This window comes from Pseudomonas taiwanensis (assembly GCF_013393345.1).
GTDB lineage: Bacteria > Pseudomonadota > Gammaproteobacteria > Pseudomonadales > Pseudomonadaceae > Metapseudomonas > Metapseudomonas resinovorans_C.
In genome coordinates this window covers 175487-194126 of record NZ_QJRF01000030.1, presented here as the reverse complement: position 1 = coordinate 194126, position 18640 = coordinate 175487, and the positions used below count along the sequence as shown (strand labels likewise).

16 protein-coding genes and 3 tRNA genes are annotated in these 18640 nt (G+C 65.9%); 3 read left to right on the top strand and 16 right to left on the bottom strand.

The window, feature by feature from the left end; all coding sequences use genetic code 11:
* Positions 1–62 precede the first annotated feature (62 nt).
* On the top strand, positions 63–1004 hold the full coding sequence (locus DM872_RS02180; RefSeq protein ID WP_179057902.1) for a DUF1853 family protein: 942 nt from the start codon (positions 63–65) through the stop codon (positions 1002–1004).
* A 71-nt stretch (positions 1005–1075) separates the two neighbouring features.
* Here DM872_RS02180 and DM872_RS02175 read toward each other — a convergent pair whose 3' ends face one another.
* From DM872_RS02175 to DM872_RS02150, 6 genes are all read right to left on the bottom strand, one after another.
* Positions 1076–3343, bottom strand: coding sequence for an Ig-like domain-containing protein (locus tag DM872_RS02175; protein WP_179057901.1), 2268 nt, complete (start codon positions 3341–3343; stop codon positions 1076–1078).
* Positions 3344–3374: 31 nt separating this feature from the next.
* Complete coding sequence (locus DM872_RS02170) at positions 3375–4673, bottom strand: hypothetical protein (RefSeq protein ID WP_179057900.1); 1299 nt, start codon at positions 4671–4673, stop codon at positions 3375–3377.
* A 474-nt stretch (positions 4674–5147) separates the two neighbouring features.
* Positions 5148–6254, bottom strand: a complete 1107-nt coding sequence (locus DM872_RS02165) for a cyclic nucleotide-binding domain-containing protein (RefSeq protein ID WP_179057899.1) — start codon at positions 6252–6254, stop codon at positions 5148–5150.
* Positions 6255–6258: 4 nt separating this feature from the next.
* Positions 6259–7224: a 1-aminocyclopropane-1-carboxylate deaminase/D-cysteine desulfhydrase gene (locus DM872_RS02160; RefSeq protein WP_179058003.1), complete on the bottom strand. Its 966-nt coding sequence runs from the start codon at positions 7222–7224 to the stop codon at positions 6259–6261.
* A gap of 70 nt (positions 7225–7294) precedes the next feature.
* Entirely contained in the window at positions 7295–8665 is a 1371-nt protein-coding gene (locus DM872_RS02155; protein ID WP_179057898.1) for a chromosome partitioning protein ParA, read from the bottom strand.
* Between the two features lie 250 nt (positions 8666–8915).
* Positions 8916–10952, bottom strand: a complete 2037-nt coding sequence (locus DM872_RS02150) for an NADPH-dependent 2,4-dienoyl-CoA reductase (RefSeq protein WP_179057897.1) — start codon at positions 10950–10952, stop codon at positions 8916–8918.
* Positions 10953–11154: 202 nt separating this feature from the next.
* On the opposite strand from DM872_RS02150, the gene DM872_RS02145 reads away from it, so the two are divergent.
* Both DM872_RS02145 and DM872_RS02140 read left to right on the top strand, forming a co-directional pair.
* Positions 11155–12087, top strand: a complete 933-nt coding sequence (locus DM872_RS02145) for a hydrolase (protein WP_179057896.1) — start codon at positions 11155–11157, stop codon at positions 12085–12087.
* Entirely contained in the window at positions 12084–13121 is a 1038-nt protein-coding gene (locus DM872_RS02140) for an AraC family transcriptional regulator (RefSeq protein ID WP_179057895.1), read from the top strand. Before DM872_RS02145 ends, DM872_RS02140 begins: the two co-directional genes overlap by 4 nt.
* 283 nt (positions 13122–13404) lie before the next feature.
* Here the strand turns inward: DM872_RS02140 and DM872_RS02135 are convergent.
* The 10 genes from DM872_RS02135 to gspG form a co-directional block, all read right to left on the bottom strand.
* A tRNA-Asp gene (locus DM872_RS02135) sits at positions 13405–13481 on the bottom strand.
* Between the two features lie 102 nt (positions 13482–13583).
* Positions 13584–13660, bottom strand: a tRNA-Asp gene (locus DM872_RS02130).
* 36 nt (positions 13661–13696) lie between these two features.
* Positions 13697–13772, bottom strand: a tRNA-Val gene (locus tag DM872_RS02125).
* Between the two features lie 149 nt (positions 13773–13921).
* On the bottom strand, positions 13922–14440 hold the full coding sequence (locus tag DM872_RS02120; protein WP_179057894.1) for a type II secretion system protein M: 519 nt from the start codon (positions 14438–14440) through the stop codon (positions 13922–13924).
* Positions 14441–14442: 2 nt separating this feature from the next.
* The gene (gspL, locus tag DM872_RS02115; RefSeq protein WP_179057893.1) at positions 14443–15585 is read right to left on the bottom strand and encodes a type II secretion system protein GspL; all 1143 of its coding nucleotides are present in this window, start codon (positions 15583–15585) and stop codon (positions 14443–14445) included.
* On the bottom strand, positions 15582–16553 hold the full coding sequence (gspK, locus tag DM872_RS02110) for a type II secretion system minor pseudopilin GspK (protein ID WP_077525415.1): 972 nt from the start codon (positions 16551–16553) through the stop codon (positions 15582–15584). The genes gspL and gspK overlap by 4 nt, the downstream gene beginning before the upstream one ends.
* On the bottom strand, positions 16550–17269 hold the full coding sequence (gene gspJ, locus DM872_RS02105; protein ID WP_179057892.1) for a type II secretion system minor pseudopilin GspJ: 720 nt from the start codon (positions 17267–17269) through the stop codon (positions 16550–16552). Before gspJ ends, gspK begins: the two co-directional genes overlap by 4 nt.
* The gene (gene gspI / locus DM872_RS02100; protein ID WP_179057891.1) at positions 17266–17655 is read right to left on the bottom strand and encodes a type II secretion system minor pseudopilin GspI; all 390 of its coding nucleotides are present in this window, start codon (positions 17653–17655) and stop codon (positions 17266–17268) included. The genes gspJ and gspI overlap by 4 nt, the downstream gene beginning before the upstream one ends.
* Positions 17652–18200 (bottom strand): type II secretion system minor pseudopilin GspH, encoded by a 549-nt coding sequence (gspH, locus tag DM872_RS02095; RefSeq protein ID WP_179057890.1) that lies wholly within the window; start codon positions 18198–18200, stop codon positions 17652–17654. Before gspH ends, gspI begins: the two co-directional genes overlap by 4 nt.
* A 32-nt stretch (positions 18201–18232) precedes the next feature.
* Positions 18233–18619, bottom strand: a complete 387-nt coding sequence (gene gspG, locus DM872_RS02090; protein ID WP_373273674.1) for a type II secretion system major pseudopilin GspG — start codon at positions 18617–18619, stop codon at positions 18233–18235.
* Positions 18620–18640: the final 21 nt, after the last annotated feature.

Sequence of the window (18640 nt, the reverse complement as noted above, 5' to 3'; positions counted from 1 at the left end):
ATGGCGAAATTATGGGGGATAGCAGCGGACAGCGGCAAACCGCCGTCGGCTATGCTCGCAACATGCACGCCTTCGAATCGCTGACCGACCTGCCCCGCCAGCTAAGCCACCCCGCCGTGCGCGACCTGGCGTGGGTCCTCGTGTCCCCGCCACTGCTGGCGCAAACGCCCTGGCGCCAGCGCCATCCCCTCAGTGCCAGTGGCTGGGCGAGCCGCCCTGAAAGCCTCGCCGACTGGCTCCGCGCACTGGACCGCCAGCCCGAGCCCCTCGACCAGTGGCTGGCCCAGGCCGCCAGCCGGCGCCTCGGCCTCTATTACGAACGCCTGTGGCAGTTCGCCTTGGCGAAGGCGCCGGATGTGACCCTGCTGGCCGCCAACCTGCCGATCCGCATCGCCGGCCAGACCCTGGGCGAACTCGACCTGCTGCTACGTGACGACGAGGGCGTGCATCACCTCGAGTTGGCGATCAAGCTCTACCTCGGACCGCGCCATGGCGATGGCGGCAATCCATCGGAATGGCTCGGGCCGGGCAGTCACGACCGCCTCGACCTCAAGCTGGAGCACCTCAGCCAGCACCAGTTGCCGCTGTCGTCGAGCCCGGAAAGCCGTCAGGTGCTCGACCAGTTGAATGCCCAGCCGGCCAGTGCCGAACTCTGGCTGGGCGGCTACTTCTTCTACCCCTGGCCGGGCAACTGCACCGCGCCGCAAGGCGCCAATCCGGGCCACTTGCGCGGGCACTGGCTGCGTCACAACGACCTCGAGGACTTCCTTGGCCAGGCCGAGGGCCCCTGGCAGCCCCTGCCCCGGCAATCCTGGCTGTCCCCGGCGATCAGCGAAGCCAGCGAGTGCTGGACGACGGAGCGCTTCGCGGAGTGGCGCGAACAGCTCCAGTCGGATAGCCCGGCGCGCCTGCTGGTACGCCTGGCAGCGGATGGCGATGGTCGCTGGAAGGAAGCCGAGCGTGCCTTCCTGGTCAGTGATCGCTGGCCACTCGCACCGCTGTAATCCGCTTTCGTAGCGCCCACAAAGCAGAACGCCCGCAGACCTGACGGCCTGCGGGCGCTCGCTGTTCCCGGTTACTGCACGCTCACCGGGCTGGTCCGCACAGTGCCGAAGGCGGAGCGCGCGGTGGTGCTGGGGCTATTGCTGGGGGCGATGCTCGAATTGCTCACCGTCACCCGCCAGGTGCCGTTGGCCGCCGGAGTCACGGTGCCCAGTACGGTCACGCCGCTGCTGCTGGTCACTTCCACGCGGATGCTGTTGCCAGCAGCACGGGAGGTGGTGCCGCTGACATCCCAGTCATAGCGACGTGCCGATGGCAGCAGGATGCCGAGGACGCCCGAAACCAGACCGCCGAGCCCACCGGTAGCGCGCACCGTTGCCGAGCTGATACCGAGGGTTTCCGCCGGGACCTGCACCGGCGCCACCAGCACGCTGACGGTCGCCACGCCCGAGAGATTGCCGAGACTATCCTGTGCGCGATACGTGAAGCTGGTGTTGAGCGGACTGGCCAGGGTGGCCGGTGGCGTGTAGGTGACGCCCGTTCCATTGCTGGTGACGCTGCCCTGCCCGGTCGCCGGCTGGGTAAGGCTGGTGACGGTCAGCGCACTGCCTTCCGGATCGCTGTCGTTGGCCAGCACATTGATGGTGACCGGGTTCGGCGCGGTAGTGCTGGCCGAATCGCTGCCCGCCACCGGCGGCTGATCGCCAGCCACATTCACGGTCACGGTCGCTGGGGCGGAAAGCGCGCCCAGGCTGTCCCGAACCTGATAGCTGAAGCTGGCGGTCAACGGACCATTGAGGCCGACGGGCGGCGTATAGGTCACCACGGAGCCATTCGCACTGACGCTGCCAGTGCCGGATGCCGGCTGGGCCAGGTTGGCGATGGACAGGGGTACGTTGCCATCCGGATCGCTGTCGTTGGCCAGCACATTGATGCTGACTGGCGTGCCCAGAGCGGTACCGGCGGAATCGGCGACCGCTACCGGCGGCTGGTTGGCCGGACCGCCAGGCGCACCGACGACCAGGACCGGCTCCGTATCAATGCCACCCGCGGCGGATTTCACCGTGACATAGGCGGGCGGCTGCCCGACCTCCCCTGCCAACAGGCGCTGCTGGCTGCCGGAGATCCGCGTCAGGACACCGAAGCCCTCGGCGGCCAGTACTGGCACCTGTACTTCGTCACTGGAGCGCGCTTCGATGATCAGCGTGCGATCCACCGACGAATAACGTGCACTGCTGATCTCCACCTGGTCCGTCAGTGGCTGGCTCAGTGTGGTCGGCGCGGTGAGGCCGCTGCTGTCGGTGGCCGTCACCACCACGTGCGGCGGCAGGCTCACGGGATTGGTGTCCTGGCCGAAGAAGGTGCCGCTGCCGCTGCCGGCCATCTGGAACTGGCAAGGCGACGGCGGGTCGCCAACCAGGTCGATGGACTCACGGAAGCACAGGCTGGCGCCTGCCGTGGAATTGCCGAACACCGAAATCCAGGTACGGCCGGCACTGCGGGTGTAGCTGGCGCGGGAAACTTCCAGCGACGTACCCGCGCGGCTGCTCAGGACCTTGCCCGACAGGCTGAACAGGCTGGTCTGCGCCACCCGCCCGCCGGGCCCTTCGATGCGCACGTAGTTGGTGCCGAAGGGGCTGCCGGTGACCTGCTCGGTGAGACTGGGGTCGCCAATGAAGGTTTCCACCAGCCCGGTCTGTGGATCGGTTTCCCGGTACGGACCATTGCGGCTGATCAGGTAGGGCCCGACGTTGCCGGCCAGGGCCCCACGGAAATCACCCGGTGCGCCGATGCCGATGTCACGGGTCATGTTGATGGCGCGGCGACCGGGTGCGGTGACGTTGAAGGTCTCCACGCCGTAGGGGTGGATGACCCGGTAGGCACCGGCCACCGGCACGGTCACCCGGATGCGGATGCGCGCAAAGCTCTGCTGGTCGCCCTGACGCGGCACCTCGCTGGCAAAGGCTGCCTCGATGCCGGCGACATAGGCCTCCATTTCGATGCCATTACCGGAATCTTCGATCTCGGCTTCCGCAAGCATCCAGAAGCTTTCATCCGGAAAGTTCCCGGGGAAGGCGATCGGCTTGGTGTCGTCGAAGACGCCGGGGCTGGGCAACAGGGTACACATGTAGCTGCCCGGGGCCCGCGAACTCAGTGCCTTGGACAGGCACAACTCGAGCTTCAGCTTCGCCGCGTCCGAATTCGCGCGGTCCTGGTACCAGAGGGGAAAGCCGCCGGTCGCCGCCGTGTAGGGACCGGGGTCGACAGCCGCGAGCTGGGCCTGGGCACCGGTGGCGCCAAACCCCACAACCATCGCAAGAACTACTGGCCACTTTTGCATGACAGTCTCCATAGCAATCAGGGATTGGCGCTCAAGGAAGGATTCGCACGTCTTCGGTGTCGCGTCCGCCGCTGGCGGACACCACCGTGACCCGCGCGGGCGGAATGGGCGTGACGACCTGCTGCAGGCGACCGCTCACCAGCCCACCGATGCCCTCGACCGTCAGTCCCGGCTGGCCGGTGCGGTCGCTGGAAACGGCCTCGACCGTCAGGGTGTTGCTGGCCAGGCTGTACTCGGCGCGACTGATGCTCACCACGTCCACCAGTGCACTGCTCTTGCTGGTGGGCAGGCTGCCCGGTACCCCGGCCGAGTTGTCGGCGGTGATGCTCACGCTGCCGGCACCGCCCGGATCACGCGGCGACTGACCGAACCAGGCGCCCAGGGCAGTGCCTTGCATCGCCCCAGCGGTGCCGCCGGCATCGGTGAAACTGGCGGTGGCACCGGGCGGCGGTGCCTGGACGAAGACATCCTGCTGTGCCTGCCCCGCCCCGTTCTCACCCCGCGAATAGGTGCTGCGGGAAACCTGCAGGGGTGTCGGCAGCTGGACGCTGGAGAGCTTGCCGGAGACCGAGAACAACTGTGTTTCGAGTCTCAGGCCGCCCGGCCCTTCGATGCGGACGAAGTTGGTACCGAAGGGGCTACCGGTAACCGCCTCGGCCAGGTTGGGATCGCCAATGAAGGTTTCCACCAGACCGGAGTCCGGATTGGCCTCCTGGTAGGGCCCGTTGACGCTGCGCAAGAATGGGCCGACATCGCCTTTGAGCGCTCCCTTGAAGTCGCCCGGTGCGCCGATGCCGATATCACGGGTCATGTTGATCGCGCGGGTGCCGGGTGCATCCACCTGGAACACCTCGACACCGTAGGGATGGGTCACGGTGTAGGTGCCGGCGGAAGGCACCGTCACACGGATGCGGATACGGGCAAAGCTGACCTGGTCGTTGTTCGCCGGCACCTCGCCATTGAAGGCCGCCTCCACCGCCGAGACGTAGAGCAGGTCGACGCCCCTGGCGGCATCGGTAGCGCTGGCCTCCCCCGTGAACCAGAAGGCTTCATCGGGGAAGTTACTGGGGAAGTTGATCGGCCGGGTGTCATCGAACACGCCGGGGCTGGGCAGCAGCGTACACATGTAGTTGCCCGGCACCCGGGAGCTTTGCGCCTTGGACAGGCAGAGGTCCAGGGCGCGTCCATGGGTGTCCTGGTACCAGGCGGCGAAGAAGCCGTTGGCTTGGGTGGGGGCGTTCTGGTCCACCGCATATAGCGCTGCCCGGACCGGCTGCAATCCAACGCCCAGGATCAGCGAAACTGCGACTGTTGTGGCTGTTATGCGCATGACATTGCCCTTCTATGCTGGTGAAGTTTCAGCCGTAGAAATGCCTGGGAGCTGGCCACGAGGAGGCATCCTCGGGAAGTTGCCCAAGTGCAAACGAGTAATGGGAAACGCGGCGACAACAATCGGGATTGCAGTGCCCAAGCCTCGGCCGGAAAACACCGTGACGACTCAGGCAATGGCGCCGCACCTGCGGAGGCAGCTCGTTCCTGGGGAACGGTGGATCCGCGTCCTCAGCGTTGTTTAGGGGGCGGAGCGGCGCAACAGTATCAAGTCGATAGTCGGAAAGTTAAACCGACTTTGGTGACCCGGAAGTGGGTGCGGAATGAATATTTCGAACTTCCATCGGAGTTTCGAAGAGATGCGACCGCAAAAGGTCAGTGACAACTTTCTCGCACCAGGAAGTGTCTTTGCGCAACTAGCCTGGCGAGTTTGGATACCCCAGTTATGGGGCCGGAAATTTGCACTAACTATCGATCAACGGCTGCGTTCGACACGACCGCCCGAGCGGGCCAGGTAACCGGCGCCGGTCTCGCTGATCAAGGCATCGCGCTGCACCGCAGGCAGGGCATCCAGGCCGTCGCGCAGGGCGTAGGCGCGAATGCCCAGCTGGGAAAGCGTGAACACCGCGCTGGCGCTGCGTTTGCCGCTGTCGCAATAGCACAGGTAAGTCGCGCCGCCATCCAGCAATCGCGCCTTCAGGCGCAGCAGGTGCAGGGGCATATTCAACGCCTTGGGAGCATGGGCGCGCTCATACTCTTCCTGCAGGCGCACATCCAGCCATTGGCCGCCGCCACCCAGCAGGCGCACGGCCTCACCGAGGCCGACCTCATCCACCACCGGCGCCTTCAGGAGCTCGAGGAAGTCCGCCCGGTCCAGCTGCTGCAGGACGCTGTCCTCCAGCAGGGTGACACTGGCGTTGCGCGGGCAATCCCCCAGCAGGGCCTCCTCACCGAAGCACGCACCCACGTCCAGCTCGGCCAGCAGCTGCCGCTCACCGCCTTCGCCACGGATGACTTCAGCCCGCCCGGACTGCAGGAAGTAGCAACAATCGCCCTCCTCCCCCTCGCCCATCACCCGGCTGCCCGCTGGCAGCTCCACCCGCCGCAGACGCTCCAGCATGCTGCGCACATTGGCCGGCGGAACCCTGGCCAGCAACGGGCTGGCAAGCAGGGTTTCCAACCATTCGCCTTCCCCAGCAGGACTGAGGTCCAGCAACAGGTCCAGATGGGTCGAGCTCCACGTCAGCTGGCGCGCCAGGGTAGCGCTGTCGATGGCCAGCAAGGAGCAGTCACGCAAGGCCAGCGCTTCATGCAAACGCGGCAAGGTGGGGGAAATGGGGTGGCAACTGGCTTCGCTGCCGGCTTCCAGGCGCGTCTCCGCACCCTCGGCATCGCGCAGGAGCAGTTCGCCGGACAGCAGGTACCAAGTGACGCGGGCCTGATCGCCCTGCCGGAACAGCAACTGGCCCGCGAGCAGGGGTTGCGGAATCAGTTGCGGACGCAACTCGCGCCATTGCTGGTCGCTCAGCGCATTGAGCGGGACCAGGCTACGCAGCTGCTGGGGATTCAGGGGTTCGCTCATGGAGTCATCCTTGTCCTTCCACTGCCCGGTCAGTGTAGCCGGCCAGTCGCAACAGATCGAAATGCAGGGCCCGACGACCTTGCAGGCCGCCCGTATGGAGCAGCACCAGGCGGCTGCCGCTGGGAATTCGGCCAGCCTGTGCTTCGTCGTGAATCGCCAGCAGTGCCTTGGCCGTATAAAGAGGTTCCAGCTCCAGTCCGCCGTCCCTTTCACTGTCCAGCAGGAAGCGCGCGAGCACTGCGTCCACCCGTGCAAAGCCACCCCGGCTGGCGTCGATCAGGCGGTAGCCACGGTCGGCGCGTCCGGCCTCGGCAAGGATGGCGCTCACCTGGTCGGCCACACCGTGGTCAGGCGGTACTGCCAGGGCGCCGACCACCGGATGGGCGCCCGCTTCGCCCAGCACCAATCCCGCGAGGGTCGTGCCGGTTCCCGCGGCGGTCCAGAGGCTGTGGTAGTCGTCCCACCCCAGGGCGGCCAGCTGCTGGCGGATCATCGCCACCAGCCCGGTGCAGCCCCGGGCGCCCATCAGGCCACCACCACCCTCGGGCACCGGCTGATAGTCCGGGTAACGCTCCAGCCACGAGTCCCAGAAGCCCGGCTGGTGGCGTGCCCGGTAGCCGCCGTAACCCAGCCAGTGCAAGTCCATACCGAATTGCTGGAGGTCGCGCACGGTGGGCGTGTCCTGGGGCTCTCCACGCAACAGGCCAACCGTGGGAAACCCGAACCGGGCGCCTGCCGCTGCCAGGGCATGGAGATGATTGGAGTGCGCGCCGCCCAGGCTGATCACACCTTCAGCGCCATCACGCGCGGCCGTTGCCACGTAAGGGGCCAGCTTGAACCACTTGTTGCCGGATACCAGCGGGTCGAGTGCATCCAGGCGCAGCACGGCCAGTTGCAGCCCGGCCGCGGTCAACCAGGGCAGGCACAAGGGCTCTAGCGTGGCGTGGGGGTTCCAGTCAGGCAGGGTCAGGGGCAAAGGTCAGGTCCGTCGGCGTCCGTTCAAGGGCGCAAGGATAAAGCAGGCGCGCGTGCGGAATCGCTCAACCAGCGGTCCGCAGTCGCCCTCCCGCGCGGTGCCGGGGGCAGCAGTTGGACTCACCGGCAACGAAGCGGCTGGGCGCCTCGATGCGGTCGATGGGCATGCTGCAACGATCGCCGTTGGGCAGGCTGGCTTCGCAGGTGGGCTGCTGGTAATGGGCCAGCCACTGGCGGTACTGGTTTTCGGATACGAAGCACTTGGCTGCGGCGTAGGCCTGCGGATTGTCCTGGTAGCGGGCGATGTCCGTCAGCGGGATGGTCAGGTGGCCAGCGCCCGGATGGTAGACCACGAATACCACGCCCAGTTGGGCCAGACGTTCCAGCATCAGTTGCCCTGACTGGCCTTCAAGCGCATCGCATTCCTGACGCAAACGATTGACCTCGGCCTGCAGTTGGGCGTCGAGCTGGTCGCGATAGGCCAGTTCGACATCGCGAATGGCCAGTTGCTCGCGGTATTCGGTCACGGCCGCGGCGACCCGCGCCTGCAACTCGCCTTCGAACTGCGCGCGAAGGATGTCCGCCTCGGTGCGGCCATGGCGCTCCAGCGCACGCAATTGCACGTTCATTTCCTCACGGCTGGCCTGGAAGCGCTCCAGCTCGCCGTCGAGCTTGGCCTGCAGGCCGGCGTTGACCTCTTCCTGCTGGCGCAGGGCGTGTTGCAAGGTGCGAATCTGATCCTGCAGGGCCGAGCTGCTCTGGTCGGCGGCATGGCGCATCCGCGCAATGGCTTCTTCGTTCTGCTGACTGAGGGAGCTGAGGCGCAGACGCTGCTGGCGGACCAGTTGGGCCGTCTTCAGGCGATGCTCCTTTTCCATCTTCTCCGCCAGTTGTTCGGCCATCTCCTTGGTGATTTCCGGCGGCGCGTACCAGCTGTCTTCCGGTGCCACCTGGAGCTTCTCGGCATCCAGGACCTTGGGCAATTCCTCCTCCACCAGCAGGCCGAGGCTGTTGCCCTTGATGGCGTCACGCAGCAGGGCGAGATCGTTGCGATCGGAATTGAGGCTAGGGTCCCAGAGATGCATCTGCTGCCAGGACACCGGGCACTGGCTGCGGCACGCCAGGCGAATGGGACCGGCACCGAGGTCGGGGCCACGTCCTGCGCGCTCGGCCAGTTGCCGCAAGGGCAGGTTCCAGCCGGTATCGGCGCGACCGTCTTCGTCGAAATCGAGGTAGAAGAACACCACCGCCCGGACTTGCAGGCGCGGGTTGACCATCAGGTAGGCCAGTTGCATCTGGCGGTCGGAGAATTCCGGAAGACCGACCACGCCGTCGAGGATGGCTTCGAACTCCGAGTGAAGCATCTGCTTGCAGATGCCGCGGTCGTTGAAGAACACGACGGCTTCCACCAGTTGCGGCTTCTTCAGCATGCTCATCGCTCTACCTCTGGCTCTGCGCGGTGACTCACGGCGGGCGTTGACGGGGTCGTCCGGTTTTCGTTCGCACACACTAATCCGGACTTTAGAAAAGTCTAGGGGATATTAGGCATCGGGCAATGTGACTGGGTTGGCAGAGCCCAGTCGCAGGGACCCGTCGGACCGGCGGCAAGGCAAAAGTGTGACGTGGTTGGAGCTTGAAACAAAACCGCCCGGCGATAAGCCGGGCGGTTGGGGGCGGAGGCGTGACTCAGAGCTCTGCGGCGAGGCGCGAGCCTTGATTGATGGCGCGCTTGGCATCCAGTTCGGCAGCCACGTCGGCGCCACCGATCAGGTGCACGCTCTGGCCGGCGGCGACCAGACCATCCTGCAGTTCACGCAGCGGGTCCTGGCCGGCGCAGACGATCACGGTGTCCACCGGCAATACCTGCGGCTCACCCTCGGCCACGCGGATGTGCAGGCCGGCGTCGTCCACCTTGAGGTATTCGACTGAGTTGAGCATCTGCACCTGCTTGTTTTTCAGACCGGTGCGATGAATCCAGCCGGTGGTCTTGCCGAGGCCGTCGCCCACCTTGGACTTCTTGCGCTGTAGCAGGAAGACCTGGCGCGCCGGTGCATGGGGCTGGGCCTTGATGCCGGCGATACCACCGCGAGCTTCCAGGGCGCCGTCGATGCCCCACTCCTTCCAGAAGGCGGTGCGGTCGAGGCTGGTGGACTCACCCTGATGGGTGATGAACTCGGAAACGTCGAAGCCGATACCACCGGCGCCGATCACGGCAACCTTCTGGCCGACCGGCTTGCGCTCGAGGATGGCGTCCAGGTAGCTGATCACCTTCGAATGCTCGATGCCGGGGATTTCCGGAGTGCGCGGGCTGATACCGGTGGCGAGGATGATCTCGTCGTAGCCGCCCTTGGCCAGGTCCTCGGCCGAGACACGGGTATTCAGGCGCAGGTCGACGCCGGTGGTTTCCAGCTTGCGCTTGAAGTAGCGCAGGGTTTCAAAGAACTCTTCCTTGCCCGGCACGCGCTTGGCCACGTTGAACTGGCCACCGATCTCGCCGGCCGCGTCGAACAGGGTCACGCTGTGGCCACGCTCGGCGGCAACCGTGGCGGCGGAGAGGCCGGCGGGGCCGGCGCCGACTACAGCGATCTTCTTGGCCTGGGCCACCGGAATGTAGTTCAGCTCGGTCTCGTGGCAGGCACGCGGGTTCACCAGACAGCTGGTCAGCTTGCCGCCGAAGGTGTGGTCCAGGCAGGCCTGGTTGCAGCCGATGCAGGTGTTGATCTCGTCGGCGCGGCCTTCGGCGGCCTTGTTGACGAAGTCCGGGTCGGCGAGGAACGGACGGGCCATGGACACCATGTCGGCGTCGCCCTCAGCCAGAACCTGTTCGGCCACTTCCGGCGTGTTGATGCGGTTGGTGGTGATCAGCGGGATCGTCACCTCGCCCTTGAGCTTGGCGGTGACCTTGGTGAAGGCTGCGCGCGGCACCTTGGTGGCGATGGTCGGGATACGCGCTTCGTGCCAGCCGATACCGGTATTGATGATGGTCGCGCCGGCGGCCTCGATGGCCTTGGCCAGGGTGACGATCTCGTCCCAAGTGCTGCCGCCTTCCACCAGGTCGAGCATGGACAGGCGGAAGATGATGATGAAGTTCGGGCCCACGGCTTCACGAACGCGGCGGACGATCTCGACCGCCAGGCGCATGCGGTTCTCGTAGCTGCCACCCCAGCGGTCGGTCCGCTGGTTGGTGTGGGCGGCGAGGAACTGGTTGATGAAGTAACCCTCGGAACCCATGATCTCGACGCCGTCGTACTCGGCCTGCTGGGCCAGCACCGAGCAGGTGACGAAGTCCTGGATCTGCTTCTCGATCCCCTCTTCATCCAGCTCGTTCGGCTTGAAGGGGTTGATTGGTGCCTGGATGGCCGACGGCGCTACCTGCTTGGGGTTATAGGCGTAACGGCCAGCGTGGAGGATCTGCATGCAGATCTTGCCACCCGCCTCATGCACCGCGCGGGTGACGATCTTGTGCTTCTCGGCCTCTTCCACGGTGGTCAGCTTGGCCGCGCCGGCATAGACGCCACCTTCCGCGTTCGGGCCGATGCCGCCGGTGACCATCAGGCCGACGCCACCACGGGCGCGCTCGGCGAAATAGGCCGCCATGCGCTCGAAGCCATGGGGTTTCTCTTCCAGGCCGGTGTGCATCGAGCCCATCAGGGTGCGGTTGCGCAGGGTGGTGAAGCCCAGGTCGAGCGGGGCGAGCAGGTGCGGGTAATGGGTGGCGGTCATGGTTCCTCCACAACAGGCGGTGCTATTCACGGAATGCCTCGGCTTCAGCGGGCCGGGGTCGGTTATGGGGCAGAAGATAAAGAGCCGGGATTGCCCACTCAATGATCAGAACTGACAAGTTACTGATCCAAACTGACAGCCACCCTTGGCAAGCGGCGGTGCGTCCCCTACCCTGATCGGCATTCCCCGGCCCGGAAATTCCATGCGCAAATTGCTGATGCCCCTGATCGCCGCCGTCCTGGTGAGCTGCCTGACCGCCTATGCGGTATGGACCGGCGAACGGCCGCGCGCCCACTATCTGTCAGACCTGCGCGCCAACCTCACCAGCGACGTGGGCACCGCCGGTGCGAGCGGCAACCTGTTGGCGATCCGCCCGGCGCTGTACCCCAGCGACTACCGCGACCCGGACCTCCTGCGCATGAAACTCTCCGCAGCCCTCGACCGGGCCCGCGACCAGGGCCTGCTGAACGAGAAAACCGTCGTCGCCCTGCCCGACCACATCGGCACCTGGCTGTTGCTGCGGGATGAAAAGCACAACCTCTACCAGGCACGGAGCTTCGCCGAGGGCGGCCGGTTGCTCACCCTCAGTCATCCGACCTTGCTGGGGCGCCTGTTCCTCCAGGGACAGGACCTTGAAGAAGCGCTGCTGCGCGCCAAGGCCCGGCGCATGGCGCGGGACTACCAGAAGCTGTTCAGCCGCCTGGCCAGCGAATACAAGGTCACCATCCTCGCGGGCTCCATCCTCCTGCCCTCTCCGTACTTCAAGGATGGCAAGCTGCGTAGCGGTCACGGCGCGCTCTACAACCTGGCGCTGGCCTTCTCGCCGGACGGCATGCTGCTCGGCGAACCCTTCAGCCAGCCCTGGCCACAGAGCGCCAGAAGCGAATCCCGCCAGAAGCTGCAGACCGCCAGCGGCGAAGTGACCATCGCGCGCAGCTGGAGCCAGGGTTATCCGCAGAACCTGGTGACGCTGAGCGACGGCGAGACCAGCGCCAGCGAGGCACTTTTCCTGCGCGGCCGTCTCTGGCCCCTGCACAATGCGCCCGCAGGCAGCGAGCTGACGCCGGCCAGGGACCCGCAAGCCAACGAGACGCCGGGCAGCCACCTGCTGAATGCCTGGATGAGCGCCCGATGAAAACGCAGCGGGTCAAGCTGGGCGATCTCTCCGTGAGCTCCGTACTCAGCCTGGCAGCGGCACTGGAACAGGCCGGTCACAACGCGACCGAACTGCTGGAACGCTTCGGCCTGGACGCCACGCGCTTCGCCGAACCCCACGGCCGCTTGTCCATCCCGCGCTTCATGCGCCTCGGCCACGCCGCCATCCAGCTCAGCGGCAATCCCGCACTGGGCCTCGCCATGGGCCGGCTCAGCCGCTTGAGCCAGCTCGGGCTCGCGGGTGTCTGCGCCGAACAGGCACCGAACCTGCGCGAGGCAGCCCGCGCACTGGCCCGCTTCGAGTTGCTCTATGCCAGCAACTATCGCGGCCAGTCGAGCTTCCACGAGGACGCCAAGGGCGCCTGGCTGCGCTTCTATTCCATCAGCCCCTACAACGCCTACAACCGCTTCGTCGTGGATTCGGTGCTGGCGGGCTGGCAGAGCCACCTGAGCCAACTGGCAGGCACGGGCATCCGCGTCGAGAAAGTGGAGATCGAGTTTCCGGCACCGGATTACGCCGAGCGCTACGCCGAGCATTTCGGCTGCCCTGTGGAGTTCGAGGCCGGCGCCAACCAGCTGCGACTGTCACAGGACACGCTGGCGCTGCGCGGCAGCGAACACTGCCCCAGCACTTGGCGGCAATTGCTGGACATCTGTGAGCGGGAATTGCAGCAGCTGACACGCACCCGCAGCCTGCGCGAGCGTATAACCCAGTTGCTCGGGCCGCTCCTGCACGGGCGCGAGCCGGATCTCGAAGAAGTGGCGGCACGCCTGCAAATGCCGAGCTGGACCCTGCGCCGCAAGCTGGCCGAAGAAGGCACCCAGTTCCGCGCCATCCTCAACGAAACGCGCCGCGACCTGGCCATGGCCTATATCCGCGACACGGAACTGGCCTTCGGCGAAATCGCTTACCTGCTGGGGTTCGCCTCGGCCGAAGCCTTCCAGCGCGCCTTCAAGCGCTGGAGCGGCAGTACGCCGGGCGAATTCCGCCGCGCCCAGCGCCAGGCAGGCTGATCACATTTCGGTGGCGTCGTCGGCCGGTTCGACCGAGTCCTGCTCCTCTGCGTGAAAGTCGAGAATCTCTTCCTGGTAATCGTCCATTGGCTGCTCCTCCTGTGGCGATGTGATTCAGGAAACAAAGTCCATGCCAATAAGATAACGAGCGCAGGTGACCGGAAAATTACCCCCGCCTTTGCCATGGGAGCCAGAAAAGGCCGGCGGGATGTTCATGGGGGCAGATAAAACGAACAGGCAAAGAAAAAGCCCTCAGGTATCGCTACCTGAGGGCTTCTCTATATGGCGCAGCGGACGGGACTCGAACCCGCGACCCCCGGCGTGACAGGCCGGTATTCTAACCGACTGAACTACCGCTGCGTGTCGGTTGGACTTGCGTCCAGTGAAACCTTTGCATCGTCTGGCAGACTGGCCCAGTGGACCTTTCTGCCTCATGCCCGAGCAACTCGAACATGGGAAATATGGCGCAGCGGACGGGACTCGAACCCGCGACCCCCGGCGTGACAGGCCGGTATTCTAACCGACTGAACTACCGCTGCGCGTCGGCCGGACTTTCGTCCGAAATTCACAAGGATTGGTGGGTGATGACGGGATCGAACCGCCGACCCTCTGCTTGTAAGGCAGATGCTCTCCCGGCTGAGCTAATCACCCATTGGCCTTGCGAGGCGCGCAATTTACGCAGAGGGCTTCGCTAAGTCAACACCCTGTATGGATTTTTTCTTCGGACAGCGTTTTCCGCCCCGTTTGCCGCCACTCCGATGCGCACCAGCACAGGGCGGTCGCACCAGAGCGGCGCAGGATCAGCTCCCGGCCTTCAGCGATAACCGCGCCGTCACCCGGCCATCTTCGGTGCGATCCAGCCCGGCCTCTTCGATGCGAACGCCCTGCCCCTCCAGGACACCCATCCAGCGCAACAGGCTAGGGAAAGCTGCTGGCTGAAGGTTCACCTGCACCGCCCCTGGCGCATCGCTGTCGATTCGCTCGACGGCCAGTCCCTGCTCGGCGGCAGTGGTGGTTACCAGCCCTTGCAGTCGCTCCGGGTCCACCTTGATTTGCGGCTGGCTCTGTACCGCTCGCGCTTCAGGCGCATGAAGCTGCAGATAAGCGTGCATTCCGCGCTGGGCTTCGAAGTACTCGCGATTGCTGGCCAGTCGGCGTTCGGCCGGCAACCAGAGCAGCAGGTAAAGCAGGACCAGGCCGAGGAATATCCCCAGCCACAGCAATGCCGTGCGATCCCGGGCCGGCAAGGCGCGCCAGCGCGGGGCCAGGGAGGAAGCCTGCCACTGCGTGCGGAGCGGCGTCTTGATTGCATCGAGCATCTTCATCCCCCTATCACCAGGCGCGCGCTGACGCCGCTTTCGTCACGACTGGCCGAGCCCATCTGCACGGACAGCCCGCTTCCGATCAGACGCTCGCGCAGGCGCTCCAGGGCATCGAACCCCGGCGCCTGGACCTGCAGCGCAAGATCACCCCGTATTTCACTGAAATCCAGTTGCTGCACCCGAACCTGGGCACCTTCGGCGATCAAGGCCCCGGCCGCCTTGCCAAGCAATGCGAGCAGGCGGCTCTGCCCTGCACCGGAGGCTTCGGCCAGATGTTGATCGAACTGCGCCCGCAGGTTCACCAGCTTGGTGTCCTGGGGAAACAGCTCGCGATAGAGCGCCTCGTTGGCATCGGCGTAGGTATCGCCCTGGCGCTGCAGCTGCCAGGCCTGGACCAGGTTGAAGCCCCATTGCAGCACCAGCCACAGGCCGACCAACCCCAGCAGCGGCTTCCAGCGCGACCAGCGCTGCCGCTCTTCCTTCAGGGTGAACTCGCCCTGCGCCAGATCGCTGCCCTTCTGCTCCGCCAGCCAGCCATAGGCATCCCCTTCATCGCGCCAGTCATCCACGCCGTCGAGGGCCTGGCGCTCGACGGGAGCGCGCCCGCTGCGCGGTGCCGGACAGACATCCCGCAAGTGCGGCCAGTCCTGCTCCTCGAAGCCGAGTCGGGTACTGCCCTCGCCCCCCAGCAACCAACGCTGATCGAGCCAGAGCAACTGGGTGCCCTGTTCCGGCAAGAGGTCGGCGTCTATCTGGATGGACGCGGGAATCGGCCCGAGCTTGCCGGCCAGATCGAGCCATCCCGCCAGCCAACTGCGGCGCACCGCAAACACCCGGTGCCGACCATCGGCCAAGGCACCACCGAGCCCCAGGTGGAAGCTCTCGACATCCTCGGCGAGCATTTCCTCCACCGCGAACGGCAATGCCTGGCGCAACCAGCGGCCCTTCTGCGTGGGCAGGCGGACCGCGCAGCAGGTCACGGCCTCCACTGGCAGGATCAGGCGCCAGGGCGGCGCCACCTCTTCCAACGCCCTGGCGAATGGCAGGCGACGACCCGTGCCTCCTTGCCAGAGCAGCACCTCCAGTTCGGCATCCAGCTGCGTGCACGCGGCCACCGGGAGGAAGATGCAAGCCTGTGTCATGACTGCGGCTCCTTGACGGGCGCCGGCGGCAAACCGCCCTGCCCGAGATCACGAGAAAGAATCCGTACCTTGCCGTCACTGCCGCGCTGCAGGGTACTGACCAGAACCTGGCGGCGACCGGCGAGACGCACCTCGCTGATCACCTGGAAATACTGACTGCCCACCGCCAACCCCTGCGCCTCCAGCCCCATCCCGGCGAGAGCCGGCTGGCCGAGGAAGGCATCCAGGCTGCGGAAGCCGGTGGCGCCTCGCGCGGCCATCAGCAGCCCGCCACTGTCGGCGTCGAGGTTGTCGGCCAAGGTGGACAGCACGAGGGCACTGGCCGTGTTGACGTTGAGGGTGGAATCGGACGGCAGCACGGTCACGAAAGGCAGCAGCTTGCGGTAGTCCAGCTCCGTCATGCCTAACACTAGGCGCAACTCGGACACATCGCTCATGGCGTGGTTGGCCGCGCGGTAAGGCGGCTGCAACAGCAGGTACTGGTTATCTTCCGCGCCATTCGGCCCGAACGGCTCCTCGTCACGGTCGAGCCAGTCCACCAGCCGTTCGGTATAGGGCGCTTCGATGCCCAGGCGCAGCAGAAGGCGGCGGAACTGGCGAATGCCCTGTTCGTTGAGCTGGCCATCACGCACCAGGCCGTTGAGGTTGAAGCGCCCGCTCGGGTCCTCGATACGCACACTGAGCGAACCGCCATCGTCCAGCTGGAACGTGCTCAGGGGACGGGCCCAGGCCTCGCCGAGGTGATCCACCGGTGTACGCGGATCGCCTTGGCGCAGGTCGCGTAGCAGGATCGCTTCGGCCAATGCCTCGCCGCCAAGGGCGTACTGGGCTACCTGGCGGGTATGCAGTTCATTGCCGCTGGATCGGATGGAAAGCTGGGTGCGGGCGATCAGGCCGGCGCAGACGACGGTGACCACAGCCACCACCAGCAGCACCGTCAGCAGCGCAACACCCGACTGGCGTTTCATTGCGTCTGCTCCTGGCCGTCTTGCGGCTGGTTGCCCTGCTCGCCCTGCGGACTCTGCTGTTCGCCATCCTGTTCTCCACCACCGGCCTGGGGCACCTGCCGCGGCGGGGTTTCCACCAGCCGCAGTACCCGGCGCAGCTCACCATAGCGACGATGTTGCAAGGTGAGCTCCAGGGCCAATGGCAGGCGATCCAGACGCTCGTCGTCCGACAGGCCGGCGGGCGGCCAGCTGTCCTGCCAGTCACCACTGTCGTCCATGTAGCGCAGCTTCATGGAGGTCACGCCATCCAGAGCGTTCTGCACACGGGGCAGGCTGTCCTGCGCCTGATCCAGGACCGTCCAATAACGCCGCTCCAGACGCTCACCGGAAAGCTGCCAGCGCACCCGCTGCAGACGCGAGCGCTGCGTGCCAGTGGGATTGCGCCAGCCGCTGCGGGTGAACTCCAGGCTGTCGCTGTCGCCGGATTGCTCGCCCAGCAGCGCAGCCCGTGATTCGCCATAGGCATCGCGGATCGGACGAGAAATCACCTGGCGGACGTCGCGCTCGAAGGCAGAAATGCCCCGCACCAGCTCGCGCAGTTGCTGCTCCTGCACGCGGGTCGCCTCGTCGCTGTCGAGGACCGCGCCGAGCATGCGCCAGGTGCCGATGGCCAGCAGCGCGAAAATGGCGATGGCGATCAACAGCTCCAGCAGCGTGAAGCCCGCCGCGCGCTTCATGGCGTGCTCCCGAGGAAGCCCACCAGGCGCACGGCCGCGCGGTCCTCCAGCTTGCCGCCGATTCCTCGCACGGGCTTGGGCGCGACCCACAGCGTGACCCGTCGCAGCGCCGGGTCGCTGGTGCCCTCGACCTGGCTCAACCACTCCCAGCGCCTCCCGCCATAGTCCAGCTCACCCTGGTCGCGGCCATTGCCGGGCGGCGTCTGGCGCAATTGCAGTTCCGTCAGGCGGTTATCGGCAATCCACATCGCCAGGGCCTTGTCTTCCAGGCGCGAAGCGATCTGCAGGCTGCGGGCGCTGGCGGTGAGCACACTGGCGGCGACCACCGCGAAGATGGCCAGGGCCACCAGCACCTCGATCAGGGTGAAGGCGCGGCTGTTCCTCATCCAGCGCGTCCTTTGCCGGTCAGGCTCTCCACACGAGGCAGGCGAAAGCCGTCGCTGGAAAGCTGCAGGCGCCGCCCATCCTTGCGGCGCTCGGCCAACTCCAGGCGGAACGGACTGAGTTCGCCACTGGAGAGGATGATCAATTGCGGTACCGGACGGATGTCCTTGGTTTCCTTGTCGTCCTTCTTGACCGGTGCGGGCAGCGCCAGGGGCTCGCCGTCCAGTTCGAAGGTCAGTTCGGCCCACTCCGGCAATTGCCGGGCGCCATCGGACATGGGCTGCCAGCGCGAACTGGATTCGTCGTAGTAGTAGACCTGGTAACTGCCGCGCTCGAGCCGCAGGCCGTACTCGCGATTGTCCAGTACCGCCTCGTCGGCGAGCACGCCGATCAGACCCGCCAGCCGCTCCGCTTCATTGTTGAGTTCACGGGTTGGGCCGGCGACGCCGGCGCTGATGACCGCCAGCCCGGCGAGACAGGCGATGACCACCATCACCACCAGCACTTCGATCAGGGTGAAACCCGCGGACGCCAAGGCGCCGGACATCCGGCCAGCGCCACCCTGCCGCCCGCCTCTCATCAGTTGTCCCAGTTGGCGATATCGGCGTCGTTGTCGCTACCGCCTTCCTTGCCATCAGCCCCCAGGGAATAGAGATCATAGGTGCCCTTGCTGCCAGGCGAGAGGTACTGATAGGGGTTGCCCCATGGGTCGATGGGCAGCTTCTTCAGGTAGCCGTCCTTGTTCCAGTTCTTCGGCGGCGGGTTGCCGGAGGGCCGGCTCACCAGGGCCTCGAGGCCTTGCTGGGTGCTGGGGTAGGCGAAGTTGTCCAGCTTGTACATGTCCAGGGCGGCACCAATGGCCTTGATATCGCCCTTGGCCACGGTGACCTTGGCCTGGTCGGGACGGTTCATCACTTGCGGGACCACCAGCGCGGCAAGGATGCCGAGGATGACCACCACCACCATGATTTCGATGAGCGTAAAGCC

Excerpts from the sequence above, each read along its gene's own strand:
- gspH (WP_179057890.1), bottom strand. The coding sequence starts at position 18,200 with ATGTCCGGCGCCTTGGCGTCCGCGGGTTTCACCCTGATCGAAGTGCTG.
- DM872_RS02175 (WP_179057901.1), bottom strand. The coding sequence starts at position 3,343 with ATGCAAAAGTGGCCAGTAGTTCTTGCGATGGTTGTGGGGTTTGGCGCC.
- DM872_RS02145 (WP_179057896.1), top strand. The coding sequence starts at position 11,155 with ATGCGCAAATTGCTGATGCCCCTGATCGCCGCCGTCCTGGTGAGCTGC.
- gspJ (WP_179057892.1), bottom strand. The coding sequence starts at position 17,269 with ATGAAGCGCGCGGCGGGCTTCACGCTGCTGGAGCTGTTGATCGCCATC.
- gspI (WP_179057891.1), bottom strand. The coding sequence starts at position 17,655 with ATGAGGAACAGCCGCGCCTTCACCCTGATCGAGGTGCTGGTGGCCCTG.
- DM872_RS02120 (WP_179057894.1), bottom strand. The coding sequence starts at position 14,440 with ATGCTCGATGCAATCAAGACGCCGCTCCGCACGCAGTGGCAGGCTTCC.
- DM872_RS02140 (WP_179057895.1), top strand. The coding sequence starts at position 12,084 with ATGAAAACGCAGCGGGTCAAGCTGGGCGATCTCTCCGTGAGCTCCGTA.
- DM872_RS02155 (WP_179057898.1), bottom strand. The coding sequence starts at position 8,665 with ATGAGCATGCTGAAGAAGCCGCAACTGGTGGAAGCCGTCGTGTTCTTC.
- gspK (WP_077525415.1), bottom strand. The coding sequence starts at position 16,553 with ATGAAACGCCAGTCGGGTGTTGCGCTGCTGACGGTGCTGCTGGTGGTG.
- DM872_RS02180 (WP_179057902.1), top strand. The coding sequence starts at position 63 with ATGCACGCCTTCGAATCGCTGACCGACCTGCCCCGCCAGCTAAGCCAC.
- gspL (WP_179057893.1), bottom strand. The coding sequence starts at position 15,585 with ATGACACAGGCTTGCATCTTCCTCCCGGTGGCCGCGTGCACGCAGCTG.
- DM872_RS02165 (WP_179057899.1), bottom strand. The coding sequence starts at position 6,254 with ATGAGCGAACCCCTGAATCCCCAGCAGCTGCGTAGCCTGGTCCCGCTC.
- DM872_RS02150 (WP_179057897.1), bottom strand. The coding sequence starts at position 10,952 with ATGACCGCCACCCATTACCCGCACCTGCTCGCCCCGCTCGACCTGGGC.
- DM872_RS02170 (WP_179057900.1), bottom strand. The coding sequence starts at position 4,673 with ATGCGCATAACAGCCACAACAGTCGCAGTTTCGCTGATCCTGGGCGTT.
- gspG (WP_373273674.1), bottom strand. The coding sequence starts at position 18,619 with ATGGTGGTGGTGGTCATCCTCGGCATCCTTGCCGCGCTGGTGGTCCCG.